A 14,915-nucleotide genomic window follows, 5' to 3' on the forward strand; every position below is an offset into this window, starting at 1 on the left:
TTTAATTAAATGCGTTACGTTCAATTTTTTGTAATATCCTGGCGGTGAGACTACACGGCAATTCTTCATACCGCCGTTATTTGTCAAATCTTGCTATATCATCAGGTAATAGTCCCACCATAAAATAGTCCCTTTGCGACTATTCAGACTACTGGCAAGGTCCGACAGCAAGGCTAGAACATTGTTCTAATAAGATTAGTGGCGGATCTGTGCCAGCTCGTCTTCAGTCAGACCGGTCATTTTCATGACGGTGTTGCGATCGAGACCGTTCTGCAGCATGGTACGGGCAATTTTCAGTGTAGCATCGCGCTCGCCTTCTGAATGCCCTTCCTGCCGACCAAGCTGAATACCCTTCTCGATGCCCTTCTGTTCAAGCTGTTGTGCGATGGTCATCAGTGTGTCCCCATGTTGCGGCACTCGCTGTGCCAGTTGGCGTACAAAGGCTTCGGCGTCTGACGTTTCGCCCGCCTGTACAATATAGTGTACCAGCGATACTACCTGGGATGAAGAGAGATATCCGGCCAGTAGGATGGGAGCGAGCCTATCCACCAGTTCTGCCAGATCCCGATGATGAATGTGCTTCTGCAGTAGTGTCAGAGCCGCCATGCTGCGATGGCCTGCGATTTCGTCATCAGGGATGACGGTGACATCGACAAGCGGAAAAGCAGTGCTGTAAAGTTTACCGGCCAGCTCTGGGTTAGCAAACTCATCCAGCCACCGGGTGGAATAGGGATATGGGCTGCGCTTACCGGTATAGAATAGCATCGGTATTACCAGAGGCAGCTTTTTGTGGCCCGCGTCCAGATGGCGCTGCATGGCCGCTACTGCGTACCTGATGAGCCTGAAAGCCATGTGCTGATCCGGGGTGGACTGGTGTTCGATGAGCACGTGGACATAACCGTCATCCCCAGCAGTGGTTTTCAGGCTGTAGAGCACGTCGCTGAAGTACTGGCGGAGGTTGTCCTCCACAAAGGAGCCTGATTCCAGTTTCAGGGTGTTAAGGTCGCAGATGGCACGTAACTCTGCCGGGAGGTGTAGTTCCATGAAATCACGGGCAACCTCTGGCTGGGTCAGGAACTGTCTGCATGTGGCATCGTGGGGCGTTGGCGTGTTGTTTTTCTTTTTCATAATAATCATTTCACTCCGATACTGATTTTAAGCTGACGTTATTATTTTTCGAATATCCCTCCATTGATTTATCTGAGGCAAGCTCCGGCGAACTTGTATTCAGGTCATTTATTGATTCAGCGATGTTTTTATTAAGATATGAAATTAATTCAGATTTTGTTTGTGGCATACCCATAAAGAATTCCCTCTCTTTTTTAGCATAGATCCCGTGAAGGCATTGCATGGTGTAATTATGTACTACCCACCACTACAGGGGAACAAGTATTAGTGATGTCACGATTATTTCAACCAACTATGCTCCTACGGTCGAATATGTTTGCCCCGAAAAATTCAGAAAAATAGCCACGTTGTTATCAATATGAATAATCTTCGCCAAAGATGCAGCTTATTCCCGCACTTCTATTGTGTGGTTAACAAAAATGATGGGCCGGTTAGGGGGGATTTTTACCGGCGTGCTGAAGATCGTGGTATTACTGCCCACGGCTTCGCCTAATCTGGTAAAACAGTTACAGGTCATTGTTATGCGTTGGTTGCCGCTAAACGCAGCAAAAGCGGGATCAAAACGTTGTACCTAGATAGCGAGGAGTAGCCGTAAAAAACAGAAAGCGCGGTAACAATTTTCGCTTTCGGCATCGGAGCCGGAAAACGCAAACTGTGCCGCGCCTAGTTAGCAGCAGTAGCGATTAATGCACTGCCTGTGGGGCTTGCCAGTTTTCGTGATAGATATGTACGGCTTGCTCTTGCGTGGTAGTGCGATCGCCGGTCAGGCGGTAGGCCACGGTGAAGGCAAAATCAAACGCTGCCCCCAACCCTTGGCCACTGATCAGATTGCCATCTTCCACAACCCTTTCAGCCACGTAGGTACCATCTTCGATCTCCTGATGCAGATCGCCAGAACAGACATAACGGCGGCCTTGCAGCAGTTTGTTGGCAGCCAGCACGCGAGCAGCGGCAGAACACAGCGGGCAGATCAGCTTGGCAGCACGATCGTGGCGGCGGATAAACTCCACGACCAGCTCGTTTTCCGCCATTGCGGCAGTAGCCTGCGGCCCACCGGGGATCACCACGGCATCGTACAGTTGGTCCATGCGGCGTTCCAACAGAGCATCGGCAAACATACGTATCTGGTGATAGCTGCGCAGCTCCAGCCTATCCTGGCAGGACAGCAGCTCTACCTCTATCTCCATACGACGTAACACGTCGATCACGATAACCGCCTCGGCCTCTTCAAATCCTTCGCTCAGCAGGACGGCAACTTTCTTGGTCATAGCATCTCCAGCAATGTACGGGTTAATAACCCGGGCTCGGCTAGGGTAGCAGATAAAAGGCGGGAGTTTTGTGCGGGAGAGCAAGTGTACGAAGGGGATCGCGGAAACTTGAATTCCCTCTTAGCAGCTAGGGGGATTCGCGCTATAATCTGCGACTTGCTTCCTGTTTCCAGAGGAAGATCCTCGTCCCCGGTGGGGCGGCTGGACTTCAAATCCAGTTGGGGCCGCCAGCGGTCCTGGGCAGGTTCGACTCCTGTGATCTTCCGCCATTCGACCTCTTCTGAACTCTCCCAACGTCAACTAAATCCCCGTTAATCCCTTGTGTATCAAGCCTTCCTTGTATTCCGGAGTCAACAGGAGTCTACTGGTATCAATATGCCCCTGGGGGCACTATTGGGCACACCGACCACTGTGGGTAAAACTACATGCCACCAAAACAGCTAAAAGTCATTAACAATCAAACAATAGCGTCACTTGATACCCGTAGTAAACCCTACAAATTTGCTATCGGTAGGGGGCTCTATGTGCTGGTGAAGCCCACAGGCTCAAAATACTGGCGTCTGAAGTACCGCATTGACGGGAAGGAGAAGAGCCTGGCGTTCGGCACATTCCCTGCTGTCACGATTAGTGAAGCCATCATGTTAAGGGAAGAGGCCAGAGCGAAGCTCAATGATGGTTATGATCCCGCGATTGATAAAACTCTGGAGAGAGAACAACGTCGCCAGGAACGGGCCAAACAAGCATTCCAGCTTTCGCTCACCGAACCCGGTGGGCTGATTATCAAAACAACTAAACAAACCCTATCGCTTACGCCGGAGCAAACTCAGGCCGTCAAAGCATTCTTGCTTTCAGGAGGAAACAACGATGCCATTAACTGATGCAAAAGTTCGGGCATTAAAGCCCAGAGATAAGCCGTACCGCTTAGGTGACGCCGGGGGGCTATACGTTGAAGTGGCTACGAATGGATCGCGTTACTGGCGTATGAAATACCGGGTTGCCGGTAAAGAGAAGCGTCTTGCCTTTGGCGTTTACCCCGATGTTTCACTGGCAGATGCTCGTGAAAAGCGCGATGCGGCCAAAAAGATCCTGGTGGCAGGCGGTGACCCTAGTGAAACCAAAAAGGCCGAGAAGCTTGCTCAGAAGCTGAATGCGGAAAACACCTTTGAGGCTATCGCCCGCGAGTGGCATCAGACTAAGGCCGACCGCTGGTCACTGCGCTACCGTGATGAAATCATTGATACCTTCGAGAAAGACATCTTCCCTTATATTGGCAAGCGGCCTATTGCCGATCTCAAGCCGATGGAGTTGCTGGAAGCGCTGCGCAAAATGGAGAAACGCGGGGCGCTGGAGAAAATGCGTAAGGTTCGCCAACGCTGCGGAGAAGTGTTTCGTTTTGCCATTATCACCGGTAGAGCTAACTACAACCCTGCTCCCGATCTCGCTAGTGCTTTGGCGACGCCGAAGAAGGAGCACTTCCCCTTCCTGACGGCTCAGGAACTGCCATATTTCCTCAAAGATCTATCTGGTTACACAGGCAGTGTCATCACTAAAACTGCAACCAAGATCATCATGCTGACGGGTGTAAGAACTCAGGAGCTGAGATTTGCGCGCTGGCAGGATATCGACTTCGACAAGGGGCTGTGGAACATACCGGTTGAAGTGATGAAAATGAAGCGGCCGCATGTTGTTCCATTATCAACGCAGGTTGTTGAACTGTTCAGCTCTCTCAAGCCGATCACTGGAGGCTATCCCTTGGTGTTTATTGGCCGAAACGATCAGCGTAAGCCAATCAGCAAGGAAAGCATCAATCAGGTCATCGAGCTATTGGGTTACAAGGGACGACTGACTGGCCACGGTTTCCGCCACACCATGAGCACAATCCTGCATGAGCAAGGGTATAACTCGGCCTGGATTGAGACACAGCTTGCCCATGTGGATAAGAACAGCATCCGTGGTACTTACAACCATGCGAAGTATCTGGATGGACGGCGAGAGATGCTGCAGTGGTATGCGGACTATATGGATAATCTGGAGCGTGATGGGAATGTGGTGCATGGGGAGTTTGGGTGTCGTGCTTAGGTTGATGTGGTTTTTCTGAAGGGGACCGGCAGTGCCAGCAGTGATGCTGGCGCTGTTGGTTTTCGCGGGAACTTATTTTTTTGGTTTCGATGAAATAAGAGCCTTGGGCTGAACTTTACCGACATGCTATGACCCTTTAAAGCTGATGTCTGCGGCCACAGTTTCAGGGCAATGGCGTGTAGTTCGTTGATTGAGTCGGGATTGTGGTCGAGGGATACAGTAGAACGGCAGATGAGCCATCTGGAGCGTAACTCTGTGCGGGCGGCTTATATTCATAAGGCCGAGCATCTTGATGAGCGTAGACTGATACTGTAGTGGTGGGCTGATTTTCTGGATGCGAATCGAGAGAAAGAGATTAGTCCATTTGATTTTGCCAAGATAGCAACGCCGTCAAAGTGCTAAGGCGGTGTAAAAGAAAGCAATAGAGACTACCGTCACACTTTGTTAAGTAGGCTCGTTGGTGGTAGTTGGCGCAACTCCATGATTGTTAATAGTCTCGTAGATGTCTGCATATTGATTCTAGGTGATTTTACAAACCGTTGAGCGTACCTGGAGAAAAAGGCATATGGTGCTCAATTGTTAGCTTGTATAGAATAAGGATATTCATTCTTTAGAGAACATGAAGTTATGAGCGCAATCACATTACGTAAAGCGTTGGGTGTACTTGCGAAGTCATCTTCGTTTTCCGTCACCACCGTTACACACCGCCAGAAGGATGAGTTCGATCAGTTAAAGGAACAACTCTTTGTTAAACAAGAAATTGAAACTGAATTGCAACGTTATTTAGATTTTGCTAAGCCCGGTGAAATCATTTTTTTGTGCGGTAGTAGCGGGGATGGAAAGTCCGAAATTTTAACCCGTTGCCAGTCAGATCCACGTTATCAGCGGCGATTTAGTTTCCACCTGGATGCTACGCATAGCTTCGCCCCTCGACAATCAGCCATTGATGCCTTGAATGATTTGTTCACTAACCATAATCAGCAATCATCTCCGCTTCTCATTGGCATCAACACCGGGATGCTCGCCAATTTTGCCAGAGAAGGTGCGGAATGCCACCAGGTGCTCCGGTCTGCAATTGACTCATTTTTAGCTAAGCAGGACGCAAGCCGCCCTTACCGTTACGAAAATTGTTCATTTTTTGATTTTGAATATTACCCTAAATTCCAGTTTGACGAAAATAAACAATACTCATCATTTATTAAAACCTTATTAGATAATTTAACCCGTGATGATGATAATAATTTATTCCAGTTTATTTTTCGGCGCGATGAGTTAGTCAGTCCAGATCTTAAAGAGGTTTCGAACTATAAATTGCTTTGCTTACCTGGCGTGCAGAATGTTTTAATTACGCAGCTATTTAAAGCTCGGTTAATTAAAGACCAGTTTGTAACGACCAGAACACTGCTGGATTTTTTACATCACCTGCTAATGGGGCCTGGTTACTTATTTGATAACCTTTTCACCGGTGCAGAAAATGACCTGATTAAAAAAGTTTCCGATTTTGATCCTGCCAGATTGCACACCTATGAACTTGATCAGTTCATTTTGCGCTATGAGCTTGGACTGGTTGACGCCGAACTCGACGATTTTTTAGCCGCAATTGAGCCGTTGCATATTAAGTTTGATCGCCAGTGTGTTAAGCCTGGTGACGCAACCTCGTTGGTCCGGCTTTTTTGGCTGCTACAACACGAATCGCTGGGAAATGATTACCACCGGAAATTTTCAGCATTCTTTAACGAATCGCTGTTTGAACGTTACTCAGAAATCTGGCATCTGCATAGAAACTATACTGCAGACTCAGAACAGAAAAAATCACTGAATCGCTTCTATGCTTTTGAACTTATCGCGGGTATCCAGCGCTACGCTAACCGTAAAGCACCTGAATTAAGTATGCAAAAAGAAGAGTTCTTTTTGGGTGAATTTGGCGGGGTTAAAATAACTGCACCGGTAGAGGTGAAGCCTGACTGGGACGCCATCAGAAATAAACATACGGCTCATTCAACCGGCTTCGATGTTTATTTGAAAGTGGGGCAAAACCCACTGCCGAAAATCCATATCGGACTTAATTTGTTTGAACTATTGGACAAGCTGAATAATGGATATCGTCCGAATAAATACGATAAAAATGCAATCGTGTTACTGGATGAAATTGTTGAGCTGATTGCGGAACAGGCTAAATCCAGCAGCGAAATTAAATTTTATGATGGTGGGAAACGGGTTTATCGCGCAAAGGCGGATGACGATATGATCACTATTAGCGGGATGGAGGGGTAGTAGAATGTATCCTATCGCAACTGCGTTAAAAGTGGGTAACAATCAACTGGATAGTTACCTGCCAGTACGAAATAAAAATAACGATGTTAACTGGCAATTTGTCACCGGTCTGGTCCTTAGCTATGCCCTGAAGCGAAAAATCGAAGCCTACGATCCCGACCAATTCCGTGATGATTGCAAAACACATTTGCAGGAGATGCTTGATGAGCCTACCTTCTGGTCGGTGCTGGAGAGAATGTATTTTTCCAGTCAAGATATTTTCCGTGTCTCCCCACTTTTTTTACTCTTTCATGCCCAGTTTTCCGGTGAAAAAATAAGTGCGGGTTCAACGGCAGATAAACGTCTTGGTACGCTGTTTGCCAATTTGATGGGCGATTTCAGCCTTCGTTATCCCATACAGGACAGACTGAACTACATTGAGCAGAAGATGCTTAATAAGCTCAATGAAAAAATAAAGTTATTGGGGAAAGGGCCGTTTGCCGAAGAGCAATCCTATCTTCCGTATATGGTAACGTGTTTTCAGTCCGATCTGGTGTTTCTGGCGGAACATCCACAGTACCTTTTACAGGAATTAACGAACACCCTGCGTTTGTACGCCTTTAGCTGGTGTGCTCAACTCGCGCTCAATCTGGACAATTGGCAGGAAGGCGAACCACAAAGCAAATCGCTTTTTTTTATTCTTGATAGCGAAAAAGCTAGCTCGGAACGGGAGAAAGTTAAGCGTTATGGCTATAAACTGTTCGCCAGCCAAAGTGAAAAACTTTTCCCGGTGCTCTCTGCGCTGGAGGTTTTGCAATGGGGTAAAGGAAAGAAAAAGCGTCCGCTATGGCAAATTTATCAGGATACTCTGAATGATTCTGACTCATCTTCTCAGGTATTAAATGACCTTAACGTCTATTTACAAGACTTTATTGTGGATCGCGGCCTCCCGCTTCGTGAACATGCTACAAACCTGGAAGGTGCCTTCAAACAGTTATTATCCGTAGCTGTAGAGCAGTTCCAGGGTAAAAAAACTGACCGTGCGACAGTGAACCGTAAATACGTCAACGAGCTGGAAAATCAGATTTGTACTGACTTCATTCAGGTGCGCGGTCGGGCGGGAAAAGTACTGGTGCTGAATCAGGATCGCCTGCTTTTACTAACTAACCTCACCGTGGGAAAAAATGACAAACTCCGCCTGCATGAACTGCTGCGCGGTTTTGAACAACGCGGCTTTTATCTGGATAACCAGTCGGCGCAAACGCTGGTGTCGTTTTATGAACGCATGGGAAATGTAGAGCGAATGAGTGACAGTGGAGATGCCGTATATGTCCGTAAAACAGTATGAAACCTATCTGGCGGAAACCTTTATTGAATGGGTTGGCGGCATCATTCTGCCGGGCGAGCGTTACCAGTTTAAATCTCCCGATCCCGATAATGCCTTAAAACTCTGGCAGGCATTTGTCTCCTTGGCGGATGGAAATCGGCTGGAGATCGCGCCGGGGCAACATATTGATTACCTCCCCTGCAATGGCGTTCAGCTCATTCCGGTATTGCACAGTGCTGAGGCACCGGCATTTACGGAAAACTATATTTCCCATTTGCGCGATGAAGTGGCAGGGCGCAGCGGTATTTTTGCCCAAACGGCACTGTTGATTATTCACAACAGCATGCTCGATACCCTGATTAACAGCACGAAAGACGTGGCGGCACCGGATGCTATCTGGTTCCCACAAACCTTCAGCCATCAACTGGAAAAGCTCATTACTACCGATAGTAACCATTCGGAATTGTCCCGCTGCTTGCTGGATGATCAACTGGTGACGGTACTGGATGAAGGTGCTACCGTATTTGGTTTCTCGTCGTTGTATCGTCTGCTGGATGATGGCAATCTGAATTTCTCCGAGCTTCATCTATTTAAAGATGATGAACTACTGAACTATAGTCAGAAACAGCTGCGCACCAGGCTGAATGAAAACCGTAAATTATATCGCCAGATAGAAGACAGTGTTGAACGCTACAGCGGACAATTAGAAAATGTGCTGACCGAATTCAGTACGAAATTCATTCAGGAACACTTTGTCGATAAAGAGGACTGGCGTGAGCTTGATTTTTCCGTCTATAGGAAAGAGAAAGAACAGAACAGCGAACAGAAACTTGTGCTGGAGAATGTTTCTGTCGAAAACGGAGAGGTTTGGCAACGGGCAAAAAGCGCCAGCAAGGCGGGCAAACGCGATATCAGTCTGCTGGTGCAGGTACCGCCCGGACAATCAAAAGCTGAGCTGGAGTTCAGTTTTCAGGGTAACGACCTTCAGGATAATCAGATAAAGATTGCCCATCATCGCCAGTTAAAAAACGCGTCTTTCTGGCGCACCAGCCGAGCGGGGGGCAAGACCTCCCGCATTATGGCGTCGGTGCCTTTTGATGGGCGTCCCTGCTTCTTTAGTCTTGAACTGATCAACCGCAATAATTCTGCCGAAGAGTATAAGTTCCGCCTGCTGCTGGTAGAGCAGGGGCAATTCTGGCTAAATGATATTCAGCACTGTTTCCGCGTTGAACCCGGTAAAGGGGAAGGGCAAATAACGCTCCAATTGGAAGATAATGTGCTGCGCATTGCTGAGTCGGGCAGCCTTACCTGTATGCTGGATGACGAGAGCGAAGACATAGACAGCCAGCATTATGCCCAAGTGAATTTTGAGACGCTGGCGAATCAAAGTGACCTGGTTCAGTTTGCGCTCGTTTCCGGCGAATCCCGCCTGTCGTTTAACATCGAGGGGCCGGGGGCTGAAGAAGGGTTAACGCTACCGCTGCTTTTCGACCAGAGTCGTTTTAATAAGCTTTTCAAAGAAGAGGGTAATGCAACCTGGAACCGACTGAAAGGGCGTATCATTCTCGATAATACCGAACACAAGGTTGTCGGTGTTCGCCAGCAGTTATTAATACTGGAAGCCTCATTAATTGAGCGACGTCTGCTAGGGACGGGAAATGACGATAGCGAGTTCAAGCTGGATGAACTTCTTGCCAACTACTCCGCTCTCCATAGTGCCTATGAGCAGTTATTTGCCTACTATCAGCGTCGTAGTACCCTGCCGAGCCTGGTGTCGTGGTCAGCGGAATACCGCACGCTGGTCAGTTACATTGTTACGACGTTTGAGCAGGCTCTCCAGCAAATCGGCCTGAGCAGAGCGCTGACGGCGCAGGAGAAACGCCTTCTGCATCTGGGGATCTGCCGCGTTGATAGTCATGAGCGCCTTTCACCGCTGCATCCGTTAGTGCTGGCTTACCATCTACAGCTGGCAGATACCATCGTTGCGGAGTTGGAGCAGCACGCTTCAGCTTCATTTTCCACACTACCGCTGATTACTCTCGATCGCTTGATGGTTTCCGGTTTAATGCCGTTTGTTTACCACAGTGAGCATGAATACGCACAATTACAGCCTGTGGAGGAAAACCGCTTTTGGATTGATGCAATTCCCCAGCGGCAAGTCAGCCATGACTACGTTAAACGTCTGGTAAAAGACAAACTCAATGAGTTCACGGACGCCTACGCCCGACTTTTCCAGAGCGCCGGAAACAATGCGTTGATTATCAATGCCATTAATCAGGGGAACGCCAAAGAGCTGTTTCTGGGATTAGTGGAGTATTTTAAGCAGGAAAAAGAGCATGCTATTTCGATACATGTGAACTGCTACGATGAACGCTTACTGCCCAACATGTTCGATCATTTTGCCGAAAGTGGCAGCTATGAACAGCTTAAAAACGATCTCGATCTGAACAGCGGTGTATGGCGGTCGGAAGCCGATATGCTGATTGACTTGCTGCGCAGCCGGTTAACATTCAGCAAATTTGTCCTGCCGTCAGAAAGCGACAAGCTGGCCTATGCACACCTGGCTTTTTTCACTAATACGGCACCGGTGGATTGCCGCCAGATCCGCATTGAAGATGCGTCCAGTGGGGTACTGTGCCATGGGCTGATCGCAGGAGAAGGTGCTGAAACGCAGGGGGATGCCTACTTTACCGCGTTTGGTCTGCGTGGTGTGGATACCAAGCCCTACTGCGCCCTGCGTCTTGCCCGATTAGTCGGCTGCCTGTGGCAACCCGCGCGTCAGAGTAACAGTCAGTACCACGGACAAGGGATTGGTCTGGCCGTGAGTGGCAATTTTAAACAGCTACTCAACTACTCCTACAACAGCGCGCTCTGGACCACCATCATTGATCCTAAAGTCACTCTCGACTTTTTCACCAGCCAGAAAGATGTGGTTCTTATCCACTATTCTGACCAGTACACTAGTTGTGCAGGCTACGATGCTGTCACCGTAACGAAACAGGTTGATCTGTTCCTACGTCTGCTCCAGACCGGAAGTCAGTCCGGGCAACCCGGTGTTGACAGTCAGCATCTGCTGGCTGAATTTAACGCTTTTAACGGCGAATGGCTGCTGAAAATGCTGCGCTCCAGTGAAAGGGAGCGTAAAGAGAAACACGGCATTATTGGCGCGTACAAATTTGTGCAATCTATGCTGTACCAGTCCGATATTTGCTGGGTTCCGCTATCGGTGGCTGAAATGATCCGCGTGTCCGGCAACGTCGGGTTGAAAATGAAAGAGAGCGATTTATCGAGGAATTTGCAGGGGTATCGTAAAGGTGCGATCTCTGATGATGTGCTCTTTGTCGGATTCAAAGAAAACTGCCTCTATATGTTGCCGCTGGAAGTTAAAACCGGAGCGCGACCTGACTACAGCTATGCAGGCCAACAAGCTCGTGAGCTAAAGCGCTACTTACAGCAAGATATTCTGGAACCACAAACGCTGGCATCACAACTGTACCGGGCGCTCTTTATTCGCCAGGTGCTGATGCAGGTGGAAAAACTGCGTCTGTACGGTGTGCTGGACAGTGACAAACTGGCTCCCTTGCTGGAGAGACGTGAATGGTGGTTAACGGGGGACTATCAGTTAGGTGAGTTGGCCGACTATGTGGATGGCTTTGTCGTAGCGCATGTGGACAGCGGAACCTGCTTCGACCTTTCTTATAAAGAGACGACGGAGAATATCTTACAGATCGAAATCCCTTATTCACTGTTACCATCGCTGATTGCCGCGCAGGGGGATGAACCACCGTTGGCGGAACGTTACCGGGTGCCGGAAAAATACCGACTTAAATCTGATTGTGATGCCAGTCCGTCACAACCCGAAGTCGTGGTTGAAGTCACAACGGCGACTGCTGCACAGCCCATTTCGGAACCGGAGTCGTTACAGCCTGCTGTACCGGTGGCGACACCTGATATTAGCGATACTCCATTACAGATCCTGTTTGGTCATGATGCTGTGCGTCAGAGCCCGTTATATTGGGAGCCAACCAACACCGCCAAGTTCATGAATACCAATACCGGCATAATTGGAACGATGGGCACCGGTAAAACCCAGTTTACTAAATCGCTGGTCACACAGTTGATGCATAATCAGTCCTGTAACGTTGATGGTAAACCTATCGGTTTGCTGATCTTCGACTACAAATCAGACTATGTGGATGCGGCTTTTCTTGATGCAACGGGTGCCAAAAAGTACAAGTTATTTAAGCTGCCTTACAACCCCTTATCCCTGTTTGGCGATACGCCAATGCTACCAATCCATACCGCTGGTGGACTATCGGAAACGATGGCGAAAGCTTATGGGTTGGGCCATAAGCAGCAGCTCAAATTAGAAAATCTGATTTTAGAATGCTACGAAGCGGCAGGCATTTCGCCAGAAGATCCGACAACATGGTCAAGGACTGCGCCGACGATTGAAGATGTATGGCAGCGCTTCCTCGATCAGGAGAAGGTTGAAGAGGATTCACTTTACGCAGCACTTTCTAAACTGGCGCGTTACAAGATATTCGAGACCATCCCGGAGAAGATGACCAGTTTGTACGAATTGATTGACGGCGTCACCGTGATTGAACTGGCTGGCTACCCGCCAGAAGTGCAAAACCTGGTAGTCGCGCTCACGCTGGATCTGTTTTATGCGCAGATGCAAAAACGCGGTAAACCAGTGGTTCGGGGGGATTATCGTCAGCTCACCAAAATGATTCTGGTGGACGAAGCCGATAACTTTATGCGTCAGGATTTTGCCAGCCTGCGTAAGATCCTAAAAGAAGGCCGTGAGTATGGCGTTGGTGCGATCCTGTCAACGCAGGAGATCACTCACTTTAAGACCGGGGAAAATAATTATGCTTCCTATATTTTAACCTGGGTGATCCATCGTGTTTCAGAGATTAGGAATGCAGATATCAAGGCGGTATTTAACGTTGATGATAAAGGTGAGCAGGAGTCTTTGATGGGGCAGATTCGGCAACTTGAGAAGCATTTTAGCCTATATGTTGATGGGGATAAGCAGGTTAAGAAGATGCGTGATCGGGCTTTTTGGGAGCTGATATGATTCTAGTTATGATTTATGGAGGTGTTAGATGAGTGATGACTCTAATACTATTACATCAAGTGACAGTTACATTAAGTCTACTGGGATAAGATGTGTAAATGCTGTGTGTGCTCTTTCTTTCTGGCGAGAGTTTATTGCATATTTTTTCCTGGGAAGTATGGGGCTATGGCTTCCTCCTTTTTTAGGGGCTTCTGGTGCGAATGCAGTTTTTGATCCAATGAATGTTTTAACATTTGGTCTTGTGACATTGTTTATAATATTAGAAGCAAGGCTTTTTATGGATAAAAATGATGACGCTAAATCTCCTGGAGTAACTAAATTAATAGTTTTGCTAGGTGTGATATTATTGTGCATCGGATATGTTAAAGGTGTTGTAACAAATGGGACTCCATTATTCTGGGGGATGGGTTGGGTTCATATCTCTTTATTTTTTACAATGTTAGTTTGGCTGCTTAACCATGTTAATACATCAAGATATGATCCAAAAGGCATTAATGAGATGCTTGGGGGGAGCGTATGAGTAATGAAATCAGACTTCCAGCAATTAAAATAGAGCAACCAATTGGATCATTTTATGCAGTTTCTATGCGTTCGGATCTATTATCAAAAGTTGCTTTTAGCTCTAGAGCTGAATATAAAAAATCTGATCTTCAAGAAGGTATCTTTTCGCTTTTAAAAGGTAACCAGCGTGAGTTGGATTTAAAACGTAGCAAACAAATAGGCCAATATATTGATAGTGTTGAGTCAACATTCCCAAATTCTATAATTCTTGGTGCCAATTTTGATAAGGACGGGAATTTGGTCGAGGATTATGATATTAGATGGCGAATAGAAAAGAATGGGGATTTATATACATTAGTTATACCTTCGGAAAACAATGTTGTAGCAACAATAATTGATGGGCAGCATCGACTATCAGGGTTTGGGTATTCAGAACGTGAAAATATGGAACTTTTATGTTCTGTATTTATTGATCTTCCTGCGCCATATCAAGCATATATTTTTGCTACCATCAATTTTAATCAAAAAAATGTTAATAAAAGCCTTGCATATGATTTATATGGATTTAGAGTTGAAGAAGAAGATAAGAAAGAATGGTCACCAGAGAAATTAGCTGTATTTATAGCTAGAAGATTAAATAAATATTGTGAACCTTTGAAAGATAAAATAAAGCTAGGGGCGCCTTCCGACATTGATGATACTAGTTCCTCTATGAAATTAATTTCTCTATCAACTATTGTTGATGGTGTGATGAAATTGATAACTAATAATCCCAAGAAGGATAGAGATGAACTTCTTAACTTCAAAAATAAAAATGGCCGAAGTGCTCTGTCAAGAAAAATGATTTCCCAGCCGTTAAGAGATTTATATATAGAATATAAAGACGATGAAATTGAAGGGATAATAAGAAAATATTTCACTAAAATCAAAGAAATATTATGGATTCATCAATCGGATAACAGCTATTTATTAAAAACAATCGGTTTTCAAACGCAGTTTGAAATTCTTAGGCAATATTTACTGTCGACATCTGATTATGAGCTAAATGGTATTGATGAAAAATTAGAACTGCTTGTGGATATTGATTTTTCTGATATTTTCTTTACTGCATCAGGAATTGGTGCAACACGAATGAAGAACATATCATTGATTAAATTAAAATTGAAATCTCTTACTGATCTAGTTGAACACAAAGATTATAACGACTATGTGAGGTTACTCGAATAGGATGATATATTTCGCAAGGCCTGATATGAAAAAAACATGCTCAGAC

The 14,915-nt window shown here is 46.6% G+C and carries 9 protein-coding genes, 1 tRNA gene and 1 pseudogene; 9 read left to right on the plus strand and 2 right to left on the minus strand.

Features of this window, described 5'->3' with window-relative positions; translation table 11 throughout:
- Window positions 1–195: 195 nt before the first annotated feature.
- Window positions 196–1,128, minus strand: coding sequence for an Rpn family recombination-promoting nuclease/putative transposase (locus tag ACX9GU_RS00760; RefSeq protein WP_473195249.1), 933 nt, complete (start codon window positions 1,126–1,128; stop codon window positions 196–198).
- Between the two features lie 683 nt (window positions 1,129–1,811).
- A complete protein-coding gene (locus ACX9GU_RS00765; RefSeq protein WP_021181316.1) occupies window positions 1,812–2,396 on the minus strand; it encodes a DJ-1/PfpI family protein in 585 nt (194 codons plus the stop codon).
- A 174-nt stretch (window positions 2,397–2,570) separates the two neighbouring features.
- On the opposite strand from ACX9GU_RS00765, the gene ACX9GU_RS00770 reads away from it, so the two are divergent.
- The 9 genes and pseudogenes from ACX9GU_RS00770 (at window position 2,571) to ACX9GU_RS00810 (ending at window position 14,869) form a co-directional block, all read left to right on the plus strand.
- Window positions 2,571–2,665: transfer RNA gene (locus ACX9GU_RS00770), tRNA-Sec, on the plus strand.
- Window positions 2,666–2,821: 156 nt separating this feature from the next.
- Complete coding sequence (locus tag ACX9GU_RS00775; protein ID WP_473193549.1) at window positions 2,822–3,274, plus strand: Arm DNA-binding domain-containing protein; 453 nt, start codon at window positions 2,822–2,824, stop codon at window positions 3,272–3,274.
- Window positions 3,261–4,475, plus strand: coding sequence for a tyrosine-type recombinase/integrase (locus tag ACX9GU_RS00780; RefSeq protein ID WP_473193550.1), 1,215 nt, complete (start codon window positions 3,261–3,263; stop codon window positions 4,473–4,475). Before ACX9GU_RS00775 ends, ACX9GU_RS00780 begins: the two co-directional genes overlap by 14 nt.
- A 144-nt stretch (window positions 4,476–4,619) precedes the next feature.
- Window positions 4,620–4,877, plus strand: a pseudogene (locus ACX9GU_RS00785) (tyrosine-type recombinase/integrase); the annotation flags it as partial.
- Window positions 4,878–5,102: 225 nt separating this feature from the next.
- Complete coding sequence (dptF, locus tag ACX9GU_RS00790) at window positions 5,103–6,749, plus strand: DNA phosphorothioation-dependent restriction protein DptF (protein WP_473193551.1); 1,647 nt, start codon at window positions 5,103–5,105, stop codon at window positions 6,747–6,749.
- A gap of 4 nt (window positions 6,750–6,753) precedes the next feature.
- On the plus strand, window positions 6,754–8,076 hold the full coding sequence (gene dptG, locus ACX9GU_RS00795) for a DNA phosphorothioation-dependent restriction protein DptG (protein ID WP_473193552.1): 1,323 nt from the start codon (window positions 6,754–6,756) through the stop codon (window positions 8,074–8,076).
- A complete protein-coding gene (gene dptH / locus ACX9GU_RS00800) occupies window positions 8,057–13,141 on the plus strand; it encodes a DNA phosphorothioation-dependent restriction protein DptH (protein ID WP_473193553.1) in 5,085 nt (1,694 codons plus the stop codon). Before dptG ends, dptH begins: the two co-directional genes overlap by 20 nt.
- A gap of 28 nt (window positions 13,142–13,169) precedes the next feature.
- Complete coding sequence (locus ACX9GU_RS00805; RefSeq protein ID WP_172290307.1) at window positions 13,170–13,661, plus strand: hypothetical protein; 492 nt, start codon at window positions 13,170–13,172, stop codon at window positions 13,659–13,661.
- A complete protein-coding gene (locus tag ACX9GU_RS00810; protein ID WP_473193554.1) occupies window positions 13,658–14,869 on the plus strand; it encodes a DNA phosphorothioation-associated DGQHR protein 1 in 1,212 nt (403 codons plus the stop codon). The genes ACX9GU_RS00805 and ACX9GU_RS00810 overlap by 4 nt, the downstream gene beginning before the upstream one ends.
- The last annotated feature ends 46 nt before the right edge of the window (window positions 14,870–14,915 follow it).

It is taken from the genome of Serratia sp. K1WW1 (assembly GCF_055790865.1).